The following is a 16430-nucleotide window of genomic DNA, read 5'->3' as shown; positions in this document are numbered from 1 at the left end:
CCTTCGAAATGTTCGCCCTAAAGCAACTTCGAGGGGTTTTCTTTTTTAGTTAATCTTTATAAAACGATCCAGTAATGACGATATGTTTTCAGATAATTTAAACTTATGAATAATGTAAATATAAACTACAGTGACTAGAGCAGATTTTAAAGTAATATTTACAATGGGATAAAATGGAAAATCCCAAAAATAAAATAACCCAACCCCCAAAACAATAACAATTCCTGTCTTAAACGTATTTGCAGTAAATGGTAATATTCTAAATTTCTTATAAACAAAAAACAATTTTATACTGTTATATAAAAACATAGCTAAGAAAGTGGCAAATGCAGCTCCATTTATTCCAAACAAAGGAATAAAAATAATATTGAGAATAACCATTAATACTACAAGAATAACTCCCAAAAACAGAACAATTCTGTAGTAATCACTATTAAATAAAATAGCGTTATTACTTCCTAAAAGTGCATCGTATAATTTCGCAAGGCTAATAATTAGAACAACAAATAAACCATCACTATATTGTTCCTCTATTATTAAGTACAGTTGATTTATATTAAGAACGATTAATAAAAAAATTAATCCGCTTACTATAAACAGAGTTAATGAGCTTCTTTTAGACAAATCGTCGAGCGATTTAAGATCCTTTTCATTTATATATTTGGCCGATAAAGGCAGAAGTATTTGATGCATTGAACGCAAAGGCACCGCAATTACTGCTGCAATATAAATAGCGACGTTATAATACGCGATCTCACCTATAGGGATATAATACCCCAACATTACTTTATCTACATCCAATAAGACACTTGCTACAGAACCAGCAATAATGATTAAAAAAGAGTACTTAATAATGCTTTGCCAATTATTTAATTTCTTAAAAATTAAAACGGGCCATTTTAAACTGAAGGCGTAAATCTTCATAATGAGCATGCGTATAATATAAACTAAAACAATACCCTGCATGAACTGCTCTATATCAATAACTTTAAAATACAATAAAAAAAGTAACACCATAGTACCTACTCTATGAAACACCTCCTTCATAAAATTGCCAAAAACAGTTTGCATTTGTACTTTAGCCCAAGCAAAGAATACTTCAAAATACGCCAAAGCTACCGCAATGATAAACGTATGCCACAAATAATTTTCTATAATTGAATTTTCTCTTGACAAAAACGAAGCTATACTGTTATAACTAAAATAACCTATTGCACTTAATGGTAGTATTATAATTAACGGAAGAAAAAGCATTAAAGTTAAAAAGCTATTTAGCGATACCCTGGTTTTAAATGTAGAATAAAACTTTACAAGTGTATTGTGAACCCCAAAGGCCATTACAGGCATTATTACATAAGCTAACGAAAGCATATAACCCACCATACCATAATAGGCATCACTCATAAAGTTAGTAAATAAAAACAGGGTGTTTATAGCACCTATAACAAAACCTAAATAGGTGGAAATTACGTTTTTTAAAGATTGTAAAGCTACGACTCCCATTTTAAATGAAATTAGATAACGATTTGGTTAAAGCTTTACGACTATATTTTTGTAATCCTATGGCTTGCACTTTTAACGCATCATCCTTGTAGGCTTTGTAATGCTCGAAAATAACAGATTTTAATGCATTGTAACTGGTGTAATAAAAATAGTGCCCTGTGTTGGTCTCTTTTATTATTTTTTCGACATCCGATTCTTTAGGACCTAATGCAATAATAGGTCGGTCGGACACCATATATTCAAACAGCTTACCAGGAATAATACATTTAGTCTCTTCGGAATCTATTTCAATTAGTAATAATACCTGCGATTGTTTTTGATACTTTATCGCTTTTTCATGAGATACATAACCTAGGTTTTTAATGCAGTTATCTAAACCATAGGAATAAATAGTTTTAAGAACATCTTCACTTATAGCCCCTATTAAGTTTAACTGAAAATCCTTTGCAAATCCATCACTTTCTTTCCTTAAATCCCTTAAAACCCGCCATAACACCTCTGGGTTACGTTTTGAAAGTAATGATCCGATATGGGCAATCGAAAACTTAGTGTCCATTTTTAAATTTTGGACAGACTGGTTATCGTAACCATTAGTAATCACCTGAATTGGCTTTTGGGTTAAGGCTTCAAACTCTGATTTTGTTGTAAAACTGGTTACTATAATTTGATCTGCCTTATTTAAAACTTCTTTCTCTAAAGCCTTATGCCTTTTTTCTGAAGATTTGGTTAGTTTAAGCTGCTTATGATACCCGATTGTTGTCCACGGGTCTCTAAAATCGGCTAACCATTTTACACCTAATGATTCCTTTAATTGTAAGCCTATTAAATGCAAACTATGAGGTGGCCCTGTCGTTATAATGGTTTCAATCGCTTCATTCTTTAAATACTCAGAAAGAAACTTTACCGATGGTTTAACCCAAGCCTTACGTGCATCTGGGATAAAGAAATTACCACGAACAAAAAGCATTAATTTTTCTATAAAACTTTGTTCTTTCTGTGCAGGAATTATGCCTTTACTTATTGACTTCGAAGCTGATTTTGAAAATAAACCTGCTAATTTATAAGGTTCTTTTATAGGTTGCCTTATAATAGCTAATTCATTTGAAACCTCCTTTAACAAACTCTCATCACGAAGTGGATAATTAGGGTTTTCAGGAATATAAACTATTGGTTCAATATCAAATTCTGGTAAATATTTCACAAATTTTAGCCAACGTTGTACTCCCGGGCCACCTGCAGGTGGCCAGTAATAAGTTATTATAAGTACTTTTTTAGGCACTGGTTTCTGATTTATTCTTAAACTCGTAAAATAGCCCTCCAAATAATAGTATGGCAAAAATTATAGAACTTGCCAGAGTGATGCTGCTTCCTGTTTTAACAACATCTGGATCAAATTTAAACTCAATAGTATGCTTTCCTGCGGGAATTTCCATGCCTCGAAGTGTGTAATCTACCCTAATATGAGACGCCTCTTTTCCGTCTATAAAAGTTTTCCACCCATTACCATAATAAATTTCAGAAAAAACTGCGAAGCCTTTATTCTTATTATCTGACTGATATTTTAAATAATTTGGCTGATGCTCTACCAGTTGTATTGTTGCCGTGGAATCTACAACGTAATTTGGAATACCTTTAGTTTTAAAGTGATTACCAAATTCACCAGTATTAAGAACGGCCTGTTTTTTAGTTTCCAATTTCTCCAGAGCACGTATTTCATCATTTGGATGGTCAACAACTTTAAAGCTTTCAATAAACCAGGCATTTCCATTAGCCTCGTCGTTTACATAAGGAAACATTTTACCTTCTTTGTCCTGAGCAATAATGTATTTTGTATTTAATAGGCTTAATACATTCATATTATTCTTAGCCACATAAAATTCAAAAATATCATTGTAGCGTCGTAACTCGGCGGCATTATAACCTGTTAATGAATTATGATAATATGAAGGTTTTGACGGACCAGAAACTAAATCATAGACTCTAAAATGTCCATCGTCTTTTAGAATTTCCTTGTCGATATTATTTGCTGTAAATGGTTTATCAACTTGCCTGGCCGATACAAAATCGTCATTATTTACATAACGTCGGTTAACACCAACCAAATCAAATAAAATCAAAGCGCCAAACGCAACAATTACCCATTGCTTTTTAAGTTTTTCTTTCAGAAATAAATAAACTGCACCTGCGGAAAGTATCACTAATACGAACGTTCTAATGGTGTCATTTGTAAAAAGAGATTTTCTATCTTTTTTTAGGGCATCCACAAAATCGGGGCCGTAATTCTGGCGATAAAAACCATCATTAACACCAACAAAATCGAATAAGGTTGTTTTAAACACCAAAAATAATAAGGCTAAACCTCCGGTAATAGCCGCTGTATACTTTAAAGCTTTAAGTTTTTCTTCTTTGGAATGCTCATCTTTAAATAATTTCACCAATCCGAAAATAGCCAATACAGGAATGCATAATTCTAAAATAACCTGAATAGAAGTTACTGCCCTAAATTTGTTATATAAAGGCACATAATCGATAAAGAAATCGGTTAATAAACTAAAGTTTTTCCCATAAGATAACAGCAGGGAAAATACAGTTCCACCAACCAGCCACCATTTAAGTCGACCTTTGACCAAAAACAAGGCAAAAACGAATAAAAATATAATCACGGCTCCTATATAGGCCGGCGCCTCGACTATGGGTTGGTCACCCCAATAAGTTGGAGCGTTTTTAGAAAAATCTGTAGCATCTTTTACACTCGCCCCCATATTTCTAAGCTGATTATACAGGGCAGAATCTTTGCCGAGGTCTTCACTGTTTCCGCCCCCCATAAATCTGGGAATAAAAAGGTTAAATGTTTCTGCTATACCGTAACTAAATTGCGTAATATAATCTTTATCTAATCCTGTAGCAACTGCTTTTGGAGAACCATCAGGATTAATGGTTAATTCGCTTTTTCCACGCTTACTTTCCTTAACATACTCCTGAGTAGCTAAAATGTTTGTCGCATTCAACGCTATAGATAACATTACAGCCCATATAAGAACGCCTATAGCCTTAATAAAATGAGGTAAGGTTTTATTGTTATAAGCATCTACCAAATAAGCAATTCCTAATATAACAACTAAGAACAGTAAGTAATAGGTCATTTGAAAATGGTTGGAGACCAATTCCAGTCCCATAGCAACAGTGGTTAATAAAAAACCTAATATATACTTACGCTGAAAGGTTAAAATAATTCCACTTAAAACTAGAGGCATATAAGCAATAGCATGGGCTTTACTATTATGTCCAACACCGAGAATTATAATTAAATAGGTAGAAAACCCAAAAGCAAGCGCTCCGAGAGCTGCTAATTTAAAATCGACTTTCATGACAAGCAATAGAATGTAAAAGCCAATAAAATATAGAAATAAATAATCAGCGGGACGCGGTAAAAAGCGCAAAGCTAAATCTAATTCTTTTATATAATTATGAGGATATTTTGCTCCTAGCTGATATGTAGGCATACCGGCAAAAGCACTATCCGTCCAATAAGTTTCTGTGCCTGTTGATTCTCTAAAATCATTTTGCTGTTTGCTCATGCCTATATATTGCATGATGTCGCTCTGAAAAATCTTCTTTCCTTTTAAAACAGGGTTAAAATAAGCTAATGAAACAATAACAAACCCGACAATTACTAATAAATGCGGAAGTACTTTTTTTAATGATAATTGCATGAAAATGGTTTAAAAACAATGAGTGCGAAAATTAGTCAATTTCTTCGTAATCCACGTATTCACCAACGTCTTTATTTGTAGATTTTGTGTTTGGCATTTTATCGATGGTTACTTCACCTTCTTTTTTTGCTGGTTCTTGTTTTCGTTGCTGAAACCCACCAAATTGACCTCCAAATCGTTCTTCAGCCTTTTTTGAAACATATTTTATAAGAAACGGTGTTAATAATCTCGAAATAATTTTTATCCCGTAATACACAAGGATAATTATCAATATCATTCGTATCACCCCGCTAACCGATGCCTGTTGTATCATAAAATTATTTTTAACAAAAATACAATTCTAAATGTTTAAAAAACGTTCAAAAATGATAAAAAAACTATAAAATCTATATATTTGATATACCTAAAGCGGTAACATTACAGCAATCGTTTTATCATATTGATACAGCGAAATTTAAATGCATCATTTTGAAATAAGCTTCATTAATCGCCAAATTTAGAATGGTGTAGCAGGCTAATTCGATCTGACATTTTTAAAATCGAATATAACATTTACAGATGAAACTATTTAAAACCACTTTGTTTATTTCGCTTAGTTTTATGGCCGCCAAAGGCTTTGCCCAATACACCGACGTAATTAACTCAAACCGACCCGGAGCATCCCGAAGCGCTTTTTCAGTCGGCACAAATGTTTTACAATTTGAAGCAGGCCCGTATTATATTAAAGAAAACCGCACACCTTCACCTAAGTATGAAATTTCAGGTTATGGTGTAGACTTTGCTGCGCGTTACGGTCTTTTATGGGAGCAATTAGAATTAAATGTTGAAGGCACCTTCCAAAGTGATACCAAAACATATATTTCTACCATAAGTTCAGATGAAGAACGAGCAAATTTTAAATTTTTATCCGTTGGTGCTAAATATTTAATCTACGATCCCTATAAAAATGAAGTGCGCAATAAAACAAATTTATACAGCTGGAAAGCCAACCATAGTTTTAAATGGAATTCTTTAATTCCGGCTATTTCGGTTTATTTAGGCGCTAATTACGACACGAAAAAAAATCCATTTACCGCTGTAGGTATTGAGGGTTTTAGTCCTAAAGTTATGATTGCTACTCAAAATAATTTTGCAGGTGGATTTGTGTTTATAATGAACTTTATAAAAGATCGCATAGGAACAGACCAGTCAGACTTTCAATATATTTTAACATTAACACATTCGTTTAACCCTAAATGGGTTATTTTTGCAGAAACACAAGGTATAAAAAGCGATTTCTATGCCGACAACTTATTTAGACTAGGAGGCGCATATTTACTAAGCAAAAATTTTCAGTTGGATTCCGCTGTAACACTTAACACTAAAGATACACCTTCGGTTTTTGGTGTTAACTTCGGAATGTCCTACCGGTTAGATTTTCACAAAGATCAAATTGAAAACATCGATAATGGCACCTCTGCTAAAGACGAAGGGAAGCGCCGGGCCCGAAGAAATAAGAATAAGAACAATAACGATTTGATTAACTCAAAACAGAAACGCGAATCCGTAGAATTCAATTAATTCTATATCTTCCACAAAAACTTATGATTACATTAAAAGAAGTTAAAACAAAGAAAGATTTAAAAAACTTTGTAAAGTTTCCATTCAAACTTTATAAAGATTCGAAATATTGGGTTCCCCCTATTATCACAGAGGAAATGAAAACATTTGACCCCAATGAAAACCCTGTTTTTCATGATGCCGAAGCCACTCTTTTCCTTGCCTATAATAATAAAAATGAAGTTGTAGGACGTGTTGCTGCCATGATAAACTGGTTAGAAGTTAAAGGACAAAACGTTAAAAAAATGCGTTTTGGATGGTTCGATTTTATTGATGACCTTGAAGTTTCAAAAACATTACTTAACAAAGTAGAAGACATAGGACGATCTCATGGTCTCGAGTACGCCGAAGGCCCTGTGGGGTTCTCAAACTTAGACAAAGTTGGCGTTATGTACGATGGCTTCGAAACCCGTGCAACTATGGTTACCTGGTACAATCACCCTTACTACATTAAGCATTATGAAGCTTTGAACTATAATGTTGAAAAATCATATTCTGAAAGTAGTTTTTCATTCAAAAATGTTGATCCTAAAGTATTCGTAAAACTCAACGACATCATTACCAGACGTTATCAGTTAAAAGCATTAAACTTCACGAAAACATCTCAGGTTATGCCTTATGTTGATCGCATGTTTGATTTATTTAACGATACCTATGCTAAACTATCGTCTTTCGTTGCGGTTACCGACATTCAAAAAGAATATTTTAAAAAGAAATTCATAGGATTTGTTAATCCGGAGTACATTAAATTCGTAGTAGATAAGGACGATAATTTAATAGCCTTTGCAGTTGTTTTACCATCGTTTGCCGAAGCCTTACAAAAAGCAAAAGGAAAATTATTTCCATTTGGGTTTTCGCATATTTTAAGAGCTAAAAAGAACAGTAAAAGCGCTATTTTTTATTTAATAGGTGTTCATCCAGATTATCAAAATAAAGGTGTTCATGCCCTTATTTTTAATGAATTTTACGATACATTTAAAGAAAAAGGTGTTGAAACTTGTGTAAGAACTCCTGAGTTAGACGACAATGTGGCTATTAGACAAATCTGGAAACATTTTGATGCTACCGTCTACGCCAAAAGACGAACTTACAGAAAAAACATATAAATAACATATCTATATAAAAAAACACCGCTATTTTTAGCGGTGTTTTTTTATATAAATTGAATAGTACTATTACTCACCCATTGCAGCTACAACCGAAGCTGATAAACGTTTGTAAGTACCGTTTTCTAATCGTTCTCTAATACCATCAAAAGCATCCAGAGTAATTCTAACATCTTCTAAAGTATGTGTTGCCGTAGGAATTAATCTCAATAATATTAATCCTTTTGGAATTACTGGGTAAACAACTATTGAACAGAAAATACCGAAATTCTCTCTTAAATCTTTCACTAAAGCCATAGCCTCAGGAATACTTCCCTTTAAATACACCGGAGTTACACAACTTTGCGTTGTTCCTATATCAAAACCTCTATCTTTTAATCCTGATTGTAATGCTCTTACATTTTCCCAAAGTTTATCTTTTAACTCTGGCATTGTTTTAAGCATTTCCAAACGCTTTCTGGCTCCTACAACTAATTGCATTTGTAATGACTTCGCAAACATTTGAGAACGAAGATTATACTTTAGATAATCTATAATTTCTTGGTCGGCAGCAATAAAAGCTCCGGTACCGGCCATAGATTTAGCAAAAGTAGCAAAATACACATCGATGTCGTCTTGCACACCTTGCTCTTCACCTGCTCCTGCTCCTGTTTTCCCCAAGGTTCCAAAACCGTGAGCGTCATCAACTAAAAATCTAAAATTATATTTCTTTTTAAGCGCAGCAATTTCTTTTAATTTACCTTGCTCACCTCTCATACCAAAAACACCTTCAGAGATTACTAAAATACCTCCTCCGGTTTGTTCTGCCATTTTAGTGGCACGCTCAAGATTTTTTTCTAAACTTTCTACGTCATTATGCTTATAAGTAAAGCGTTTACCCATGTGTAAACGAACTCCGTCAATAATACAGGCATGTGCATCTACATCGTAAACAATAATATCGTCTTTAGAAACTAAAGCATCTATTGTAGACACCATTCCTTGATATCCAAAGTTTAATAAATAAGCCGCTTCTTTATTTACAAATTCTGCTAACTCCTTTTGAAGCAACTCGTGAAGATCTGTATGGCCAGACATCATTCTGGCTCCCATTGGATAAGCTGAACCGTACTCTACACCAGCCTCTCCATCTACTTTACGAATTTCAGGATGGTTTGCTAACCCTAAATAATCGTTGATACTCCAGGTTATTACTTCCTTCCCTTGAAATTTCATTCTATTAGAAATTTGACCTTCTAATTTTGGAAAAACAAAATAGCCCTCAGCTTGAGACGCCCATTTACCTAATGGACCTTTGTCTTTATAAATTTTTTCAAATAAATCCTTCATTTATAATAAATCTTATTGCTATTAATTTAAGCTTTAACTATTAACCCGAAATGGCTTTTATCAGGAAACACAAGGCTTAACCTGTATTATAGCCTGTTAAAAGAAAGCTTTATCGTTCTTAGTTAGCTGCTGCAAAATTAAATATTTAAATTCTTTGTACATAATTTTTAACGTTCAATTATTTACAAAAAAAAGAAAGAGATGATTTCTTGTTTATTAAACAATCATCATCTCTCTATATCTGTTATTTCGGCACTTATTTTACGTACTGAATATTTTCTACAGCAACTTCGTTTTTACTATCAAAAAACCCTTGATCCTGCATCCATTTATCACTGTACACTTTACTCATATATCGCGAACCGTGATCTGGAAAAATTACAACTATTTTATCTCCTTTCTTAAACTCTCCTCTTTCATCCAGCTGTTTTATTGCTTGCATTGCTGCGCCCGATGTATAACCAGAAAACAATCCTTCGGTTCTTGCTAGTTCCCTTGCGGTATGTGCACTTTCTTCGTCAGTAACTTTAACAAAATCATCAATTATATCGAAATCGGTAGCTCCTGGGATTAAATTTTTTCCCAACCCTTCAATACGATATGGGTAAATTTCCTTCTCATCGAACTCACGAGTTTCATGATATTTTTTTATAACCGACCCAAAAGCATCTACGCCAATTACTTTTATATTAGGATTTTGTTCTTTTAAATATCGAGCCGTTCCCGAAATGGTTCCTCCGGTACCGCTACATGCCACAAGGTGGGTTATCTTACCTTCGGTTTGCTTCCAAATTTCTGGCCCCGTAGAATCGTAGTGTGCATCAATATTTAATTCATTAAAATACTGATTAATATAAATAGAGCCTGGTTTTTCTTTATGAATACGCTTGGCAACCTCGTAGTATGATCTGGGGTCGTCGGCAGGAACATGAGCTGGGCACACATAAACTTTAGCCCCCATTGTTCTTAACATGTCTATTTTATCTGGTGAAGATTTAGAACTTACAGCTAAAATGCACTCATACCCTTTAATGATACTTACCATGGCTATACTGAACCCGGTATTACCCGAGGTTGTTTCAATAATAGTATCGCCTGGTTTTAAAATACCTTTCTTTTCTGCTTGTTCAATAATGTATAAAGCTGTTCTATCCTTAGAAGAGTGCCCGGGATTAAAAGATTCTACTTTTGCGTAGAAATCCCCTTTAAAATTCGAGACAATTCTATTTAGCTTGATAAGGGGCGTATTACCCACTAAATCTAATACATTATCGAAAACCTGATTTGTGTTTTTCATAAATGCTATTTATAAGCTACGGTAATATTAGTAAAAATATTTGCAACCTAAAACCTGACAAAAATAAGTTTTTTTTTTTTACTGACCATAACTTGCTTCCAAATCTAGTAAAAACGCGTACTCTAATGCTACTTCTTTTAAGCTTTCAAAACGTCCTGACGCTCCTCCATGACCTGCATCCATATCAGTTTGAAGTAATAAAATATTATTATCTTTTTTTAGTTCTCTGAGCTTTGCGACCCATTTTGCTGGCTCCCAATATTGCACTTGTGAATCGTGTAATCCTGTTGTCACTAAAACATTTGGATAATACTTTTCTTCTACATTATCGTATGGTGAATACAATTTCATATAATCGTAATACGCTTTCTCATTCGGGTTTCCCCATTCATCGTACTCGCCTGTTGTTAAGGGAATTGTTTCATCAAGCATGGTCGTTACAACATCAACGAATGGTACAGCGGCAATTACGCCATGGTAAAGTTCTGGATTCATATTCATTACAGCCCCCATTAACAATCCTCCGGCAGAACCGCCATAGGCGTATAAATGTTTTTCTGAAGTATAATTTTGCTGGATTAAATATTTAGAGCAATCTATAAAATCATAAAACGTATTTAGTTTGGTCTGCAGTTTGCCTGTTTCATACCAATTTCGACCTAAATATTCGCCGCCTCTAATATGTGCTATAGCATAAATGAAGCCCCTATCTAACAAACTTAAACGTACTGAAGAAAACGAAGGATCTATAGTATGCCCATAAGAACCGTAAGCATATTGTAATAACGGACTTGTGCCATCCAGTTTTGTTCCTTTTTTATAAACTAACGAAATTGGTATTTTCACCCCATCTCGAGCGGTCGCCCATACGCGCTTAGATTCGTAATTTTCTTTTTTAAATGTTCCTCCTAAAACCTCTTGTTCCTTTTTAATTTGCTTAGTTTTAGTTATAAAATTATAATCAATTACCGCACTTGGCGCAGTTAAACCATTAAAACCATAACGCAACACATCACTATCAAAATCGGGGTTATTTCCTATATATGTTGTATAGGTTTCACTTTCAAATGGCAAATAATAATCTTCTTTACCATTCCAACTCATTATTCTTAAATTATTTAGACCGTTTTCTCGTTCGTTAACAACCAAATAATCTTTAAATATTTCAATATCCTCTAACAGAACATTTTCTCTGTGTGGAATAACATCCTCCCAGTTTTCGATAGTAGTAGCTCCTTCAGGCGTCTTTAATAACTTAAAATTAGTAGCACCCTCATTATTGGCTATGATATAAAAATAATCGTTGTAATGAGCGATACTATACTCCAAATCGCTCTGACGTTCTTGAAAAACTTTAAACTCTCCATCCGGATTATCGGCATTAAGTATTCGGTACTCTGACGATAAAGTACTCGACGAACCTATTACGATATATTTTCTGGATTTGGTTTTATAAACAAAAGTGTTAAACGTATCATCTGCTTCATAAAAAACCTCTTCATCGGTTTTTGCATGATTATGTAATTTATGTTTCATTATCTTGTTAGAACGTAATGTTACTTCATCTTTTACACAGTAAAACAAAGTTTTGTTATCGCTTGCCCAAGTACTACTACTAGTCGTATTTTCAATTTTATCAGGATAAATTTCTCCCGTCATCAGATTTTTTATCTGAATCGTATATTGACGACGCCCTACCGTGTCAATTGAAAAACTAGCCATGGAATTATCGGGACTTATAGAAATACTACCCAAATTGAAAAACGAATGTCCTTTGGCCATCTCATTACAATCGAACAGAATTTCTTCAACTGCATCTAGAGTATCTTTTTTTCTTGCATATACCGGATAATCCTTACCTTTTTCATAACGTGTTATATACCAATACCCATTTAATTTATAAGGCACTGTAGTATCATCTTCCTTAATGCGCCCCTTCATTTCTTCAAACAGCTCCTGTTGAAACTCTTCAGTATGCGCCATTATGGCTTTGGTATACTCATTCTCAGCATTCAAATAGGCTAAAACCTCTGGATTTTCTCTTTCGTTCAACCAATAATAATTATCAACTCGAACATCACCATGCTTTACCAGTTGCTTAGGTTTTATCGTTGCTTTTGGCGGTGTTATTAAAACTTTTCCCTCTGTCATCTTCGCTTGTTTTTTACACGAGGTCGCAAAAATAACGCTAATGATTAAAAAAATACCTAAGTTTTTCATTTTTCAGAAAATTTCATCTCATTTATATACTGAATAACTACATTTGTAGCAAAAAATTACACACTATGTTTGGAGATATGATGAATATGATGGGTAAACTGAAAGAGGCCCAGAAAAAAGTTGAAGAAACAAAGAAACGTTTGGATACCGTTTTAGTTGATGCGGCTAGTAACGATAATAAACTTAAAATTACACTTACGGCCAATAGAACTATAAAATCTATTGAAATAGATGATGAATTATTAATCGACAAAGAACAACTTGAAGATTATCTGGTCCTTACACTTAACAAAGCCATTGAAAAAGCGACTCAGGTAAACGAAACCGAATTAGCTGCTGTTGCTAAAGAAGGCATGCCTAATATTCCAGGCATGGATTTATTTTAATAATTCAAACTAAAAAGTTTTAAGTAAACTCAAAACTTTTTCATGCATATATTGGGTGTAATCGAGGTGAGTTACCATACGTAACTTACCTCCTCCCATGGCAATAATAAAAATGTGGTTCGCCGCTAATTTCTTAATAAAAGTTTCTGCGTAGGCTTTTTCATTTAATTCAAAAATCACAATATTAGTTTCAATAGGTTCTACTGTTTTTACTTCTGGCAAGTGACTTAATGCTTTTCCTAGTTCCTTAGCCCTGATATGGTCTTCGGCTAATCGTTCTATGTTATGATCTAAAGCATATAATCCAGCTGCTGCTAAATAACCTATTTGCCGCATATTACCTCCAAACACCTTTCGAATCCGCAATGCTTCTTTCATTATTTCGGTATCACCAATTAAAACGGAACCAACCGGACATCCTAAACCTTTACTTAAACATACCGAAATGGTATCAAAAATATCACCATACTGCTTAGGTGTTTGATTGGTTTTAACCAAGGCATGCCATAAGCGAGCGCCATCCAAATGGTAACCTAAACCTTTAGCTTTACAAATTTGCTTTATCTTTTTAAGTTCTTTGAAATCCCAACATGCTCCACCTCCTTTATTGGTGGTGTTTTCGACTTCAACTAAACTGGTTTTAGCATAATAATAGTCTTCTGGGTTAATGGCATCCAAAACCTGATTTGCATTAAACATCCCTCGGTCACCATCAATTAATTTACACGACACACCACTATTAAATGAAGCACCACCAGATTCATAATTATAAATATGAGCATATTTATCGCAAATAACCTGTTCTCCTGGCTTAGTATGCAATTTTATAGCGGTTTGGTTAGCCATAGTGCCACTTGGAAAAAACAATGCGTCAGATTTTCCAAACATTTTTGCGAGTCGGTTTTCTAAGAGAGTTACAGTGGCATCCTCACGAAATACATCATCTCCAACCTGGGCATTCATCATAGCTTCAAGCATTGCTTTACTTGGTTTTGTTACCGTGTCGCTACGTAAATCTATTTTCATTTTTTTATACTTACGAATTTTGATTATTTGAGTAAAACTATAAAAATAAGTCAATAAATATTTTCTGCTCTTTCTTTTAATTTTAATTTTGTTGAAACCAAAAAGCCAATAATTGGCATTTGACAAATCATAACGGTATAAATACATGATAACTTCCGATCAAATTAAAGATCTAAACACCCGCCTTGACAAACTAAGGCACTATCTTTGACTTAGATAGAAAACTTATTGAAATTCAAAACGAAGAAGAAAAGACTTTCGACCCCAATTTCTGGAATGACCCCAAAAGTGCCGAAGCCACAATGAAATCGCTTCGTGTGAAGAAAAAATGGGTTGAAGATTATAATACGATAAAAACTCTTATTGAAGACTTAGACGTGCTCTATGAGTTTTATAAAGAAGGTGAAAGTTCTGAAGATGACGTTCAAAAGCAATACGAAAAAGCTTCTACTTTACTTGAAGATACTGAATTTAAAAACATGCTTTCGGATGAAGGTGACAGCCTAAGTGCCGTACTTCAAATTACGGCTGGTGCTGGTGGTACCGAAAGCTGTGACTGGGCTAGCATGCTTATGCGTATGTACCTTATGTATGCCGAAAAAAGTGGATTTAAAGTAAAAGAATTAAACTTTCAAGAAGGTGATGTTGCTGGTATTAAAACGGTGACTCTAGAAATTGAAGGGGATTTTGCTTTTGGATGGCTTAAAGGTGAAAACGGAGTACACCGATTAGTTCGTATCTCCCCTTTCGACAGTAACGCCAAGCGCCATACTAGCTTTGCTTCAGTTTATGTATATCCATTAGTCGATGATAGTATTGAAATAGAAATCAACCCAGCCGATATTGAAATTACAACGGCACGATCAAGTGGTGCAGGTGGACAAAATGTAAATAAAGTCGAAACCAAAGTACAGCTTACTCACAAACCAACAGGCATTCAAATATCTTGTTCTGAAACGCGTTCGCAACATGACAATCGTGCTCGAGCCATGCAAATGCTTAAATCACAACTTTATGAGATAGAATTGCAAAAGCAAATGGCTCAACGTGAAGATATAGAAGCCAGTAAAATGAAAATTGAATGGGGTAGTCAGATTCGTAATTATGTGATGCAACCTTATAAATTGGTTAAAGATGTAAGAACGGGTCATGAAACCAGTAATGTAGATGCTGTAATGGACGGGAATATAAGTCCTTTCTTAAAAGCCTATTTAATGATGATGGGGCAGCAAGTAGAAGATGATAACACGTTATGATTTACATAGATACTATAATTTTCGATTTAGGCGGTGTACTAATCGACTGGAACCCAGAATACGTTTTTTTAAAAGCTTTTAACGGTGACAAGGAAAAAACAAAATGGTTTTTAGAAAATATTTGTACAAGCGACTGGAACGAAAATCAGGATGCAGGGTACCCCTTAGCCCAAGCTACTGAGGATTTGGTCTTAAAATTTCCAGAATACGAAACTTATATTCGTTTGTTTTATGGGAACTGGGAAGACATGCTAGGCGGTGCCATTTCAGGAACCGTATCTGTACTAAAACAACTAATCGAATCAAAGAAATACAAAATTGTTGCATTAACTAATTGGAGTAGCGAAACCTTTCCTATTGCACAAAAAAGATTTGATTTTTTAGATTGGTTTGAAGGCATTGTGGTCTCGGGCGATGAAAAAACAAGAAAGCCTTTTAAAGAGATTTATAACACAACCCTGAATCGGTACAATATAAAACCAGAACAGGCCATTTTTATAGATGACAATAAAAGAAATATAGAAGCTGCCAAAGCCTTAAAAATTAACGGTATTCAATTTAAAAATCCTGAACAATTAATTGAAGATTTAAAAACCTTTAACATACACATCTCATGATAAAAATATATCACAACAACCGATGCAGCAAGTCACGTATGGGCGTTCATTTTTTAGAAGATATGGGTAAAGAATTCGAAATAGTAAAATACCTAGAAAATGTACCTTCTGAAAAAGAATTAACAGAAATCATAAAACTTTTAGGTATTTCCCCTATAGAATTGGTTCGGAAAAATGAAGCTATTTGGAAATCTGATTATAAAGGAAAAGAACTTAGTGATGCCGATATCATAAAAGCTATGGTAAAAAACCCAAAACTTATAGAGCGTCCCATAGTAATAAATGATACTAAAGCTGTAATTGGGCGACCCACAGAAAAAATAGCTGAAATTCTATAGTTGGCACTGGCTATTATTAACTTTATTTTAACAGATATCG

Annotated in this window: 14 protein-coding genes; 6 read left to right on the top strand and 8 right to left on the bottom strand. The window is 34.0% G+C overall.

The features are described 5' to 3' along the window. Positions 1-45: 45 nt before the first annotated feature. The 4 genes from ICJ83_RS15755 to ICJ83_RS15740 are packed head-to-tail and all read right to left on the bottom strand — an operon-like array spanning position 46 to position 5529. On the bottom strand, positions 46-1503 hold the full coding sequence (locus ICJ83_RS15755) for a lipopolysaccharide biosynthesis protein (RefSeq protein ID WP_188231372.1): 1458 nt from the start codon (positions 1501-1503) through the stop codon (positions 46-48). A 1-nt stretch (position 1504) separates the two neighbouring features. After that, positions 1505-2782, bottom strand: a complete 1278-nt coding sequence (locus tag ICJ83_RS15750; protein ID WP_188231371.1) for a glycosyltransferase family 4 protein — start codon at positions 2780-2782, stop codon at positions 1505-1507. After that, positions 2775-5216: a YfhO family protein gene (locus ICJ83_RS15745; protein WP_188231370.1), complete on the bottom strand. Its 2442-nt coding sequence runs from the start codon at positions 5214-5216 to the stop codon at positions 2775-2777. Before ICJ83_RS15745 ends, ICJ83_RS15750 begins: the two co-directional genes overlap by 8 nt. A 31-nt stretch (positions 5217-5247) precedes the next feature. After that, positions 5248-5529 carry a DUF4834 family protein gene (locus ICJ83_RS15740; protein WP_188231369.1) on the bottom strand — a complete coding sequence of 94 codons (282 nt, stop codon included), beginning with the start codon at positions 5527-5529 and terminating at the stop codon, positions 5248-5250. 245 nt (positions 5530-5774) lie between these two features. On the opposite strand from ICJ83_RS15740, the gene ICJ83_RS15735 reads away from it, so the two are divergent. Both ICJ83_RS15735 and ICJ83_RS15730 read left to right on the top strand, forming a co-directional pair. Beyond that, positions 5775-6776, top strand: coding sequence for a transporter (locus ICJ83_RS15735; RefSeq protein WP_188231368.1), 1002 nt, complete (start codon positions 5775-5777; stop codon positions 6774-6776). Positions 6777-6799: 23 nt separating this feature from the next. Next, the gene (locus ICJ83_RS15730) at positions 6800-7921 is read left to right on the top strand and encodes a GTP cyclohydrolase (RefSeq protein WP_188231367.1); all 1122 of its coding nucleotides are present in this window, start codon (positions 6800-6802) and stop codon (positions 7919-7921) included. A gap of 69 nt (positions 7922-7990) precedes the next feature. Here the strand turns inward: ICJ83_RS15730 and ICJ83_RS15725 are convergent, their stop codons facing one another. The 3 genes from ICJ83_RS15725 to ICJ83_RS15715 all read right to left on the bottom strand — a co-directional run bounded on the left by ICJ83_RS15725 (position 7991) and on the right by ICJ83_RS15715 (position 12698). Then, positions 7991-9250 carry an aminotransferase class I/II-fold pyridoxal phosphate-dependent enzyme gene (locus ICJ83_RS15725; RefSeq protein ID WP_188231366.1) on the bottom strand — a complete coding sequence of 420 codons (1260 nt, stop codon included), beginning with the start codon at positions 9248-9250 and terminating at the stop codon, positions 7991-7993. A gap of 256 nt (positions 9251-9506) precedes the next feature. Continuing rightward, positions 9507-10547 (bottom strand): PLP-dependent cysteine synthase family protein, encoded by a 1041-nt coding sequence (locus tag ICJ83_RS15720; protein WP_188231365.1) that lies wholly within the window; start codon positions 10545-10547, stop codon positions 9507-9509. 78 nt (positions 10548-10625) lie between these two features. Beyond that, positions 10626-12698, bottom strand: coding sequence for a S9 family peptidase (locus ICJ83_RS15715; RefSeq protein WP_223154812.1), 2073 nt, complete (start codon positions 12696-12698; stop codon positions 10626-10628). Positions 12699-12832: 134 nt separating this feature from the next. On the opposite strand from ICJ83_RS15715, the gene ICJ83_RS15710 reads away from it, so the two are divergent. Then, positions 12833-13153, top strand: coding sequence for a YbaB/EbfC family nucleoid-associated protein (locus ICJ83_RS15710; protein WP_188231363.1), 321 nt, complete (start codon positions 12833-12835; stop codon positions 13151-13153). A gap of 9 nt (positions 13154-13162) precedes the next feature. On the opposite strand, the gene ICJ83_RS15705 is transcribed toward ICJ83_RS15710, so the two are convergent. Next, positions 13163-14179, bottom strand: a complete 1017-nt coding sequence (locus ICJ83_RS15705) for a threonine aldolase family protein (RefSeq protein WP_188231362.1) — start codon at positions 14177-14179, stop codon at positions 13163-13165. Between the two features lie 145 nt (positions 14180-14324). Here ICJ83_RS15705 and prfB point away from each other — a divergent pair. From prfB to arsC, 3 genes are all read left to right on the top strand, one after another. Continuing rightward, positions 14325-15435 (top strand): peptide chain release factor 2 gene (prfB, locus tag ICJ83_RS15700; RefSeq protein WP_188231361.1). Its coding sequence is split into 2 segments (ribosomal slippage): positions 14325-14387 and positions 14389-15435, totalling 1110 coding nucleotides; the frame shifts between segments, so codons are not numbered across the junction. Next, entirely contained in the window at positions 15432-16052 is a 621-nt protein-coding gene (locus tag ICJ83_RS15695) for an HAD family hydrolase (RefSeq protein WP_188231360.1), read from the top strand. Before prfB ends, ICJ83_RS15695 begins: the two co-directional genes overlap by 4 nt. Next, complete coding sequence (gene arsC, locus ICJ83_RS15690; RefSeq protein WP_188231359.1) at positions 16049-16390, top strand: arsenate reductase (glutaredoxin); 342 nt, start codon at positions 16049-16051, stop codon at positions 16388-16390. The genes ICJ83_RS15695 and arsC overlap by 4 nt, the downstream gene beginning before the upstream one ends. Positions 16391-16430 lie beyond the last annotated feature (40 nt).

Origin of the sequence: Aestuariibaculum sediminum, assembly GCF_014596945.1 — a bacterium.
Taxonomy (GTDB): domain Bacteria; phylum Bacteroidota; class Bacteroidia; order Flavobacteriales; family Flavobacteriaceae; genus Aestuariibaculum; species Aestuariibaculum sediminum.
Note: the sequence above shows the minus strand (reverse complement) of the source record. Positions and strands in the feature narration are given on the sequence as shown.

Coding starts and splice junctions, on each gene's coding strand:
- ICJ83_RS15730 (WP_188231367.1), top strand. CDS start 6,800: ATGATTACATTAAAAGAAGTTAAAACAAAGAAAGATTTAAAAAACTTT.
- ICJ83_RS15745 (WP_188231370.1), bottom strand. CDS start 5,216: ATGCAATTATCATTAAAAAAAGTACTTCCGCATTTATTAGTAATTGTC.
- arsC (WP_188231359.1), top strand. CDS start 16,049: ATGATAAAAATATATCACAACAACCGATGCAGCAAGTCACGTATGGGC.
- ICJ83_RS15725 (WP_188231366.1), bottom strand. CDS start 9,250: ATGAAGGATTTATTTGAAAAAATTTATAAAGACAAAGGTCCATTAGGT.
- ICJ83_RS15720 (WP_188231365.1), bottom strand. CDS start 10,547: ATGAAAAACACAAATCAGGTTTTCGATAATGTATTAGATTTAGTGGGT.
- ICJ83_RS15705 (WP_188231362.1), bottom strand. CDS start 14,179: ATGAAAATAGATTTACGTAGCGACACGGTAACAAAACCAAGTAAAGCA.
- ICJ83_RS15695 (WP_188231360.1), top strand. CDS start 15,432: ATGATTTACATAGATACTATAATTTTCGATTTAGGCGGTGTACTAATC.
- ICJ83_RS15740 (WP_188231369.1), bottom strand. CDS start 5,529: ATGATACAACAGGCATCGGTTAGCGGGGTGATACGAATGATATTGATA.
- ICJ83_RS15755 (WP_188231372.1), bottom strand. CDS start 1,503: ATGGGAGTCGTAGCTTTACAATCTTTAAAAAACGTAATTTCCACCTAT.
- ICJ83_RS15715 (WP_223154812.1), bottom strand. CDS start 12,698: ATGACAGAGGGAAAAGTTTTAATAACACCGCCAAAAGCAACGATAAAA.
- ICJ83_RS15735 (WP_188231368.1), top strand. CDS start 5,775: ATGAAACTATTTAAAACCACTTTGTTTATTTCGCTTAGTTTTATGGCC.
- ICJ83_RS15710 (WP_188231363.1), top strand. CDS start 12,833: ATGTTTGGAGATATGATGAATATGATGGGTAAACTGAAAGAGGCCCAG.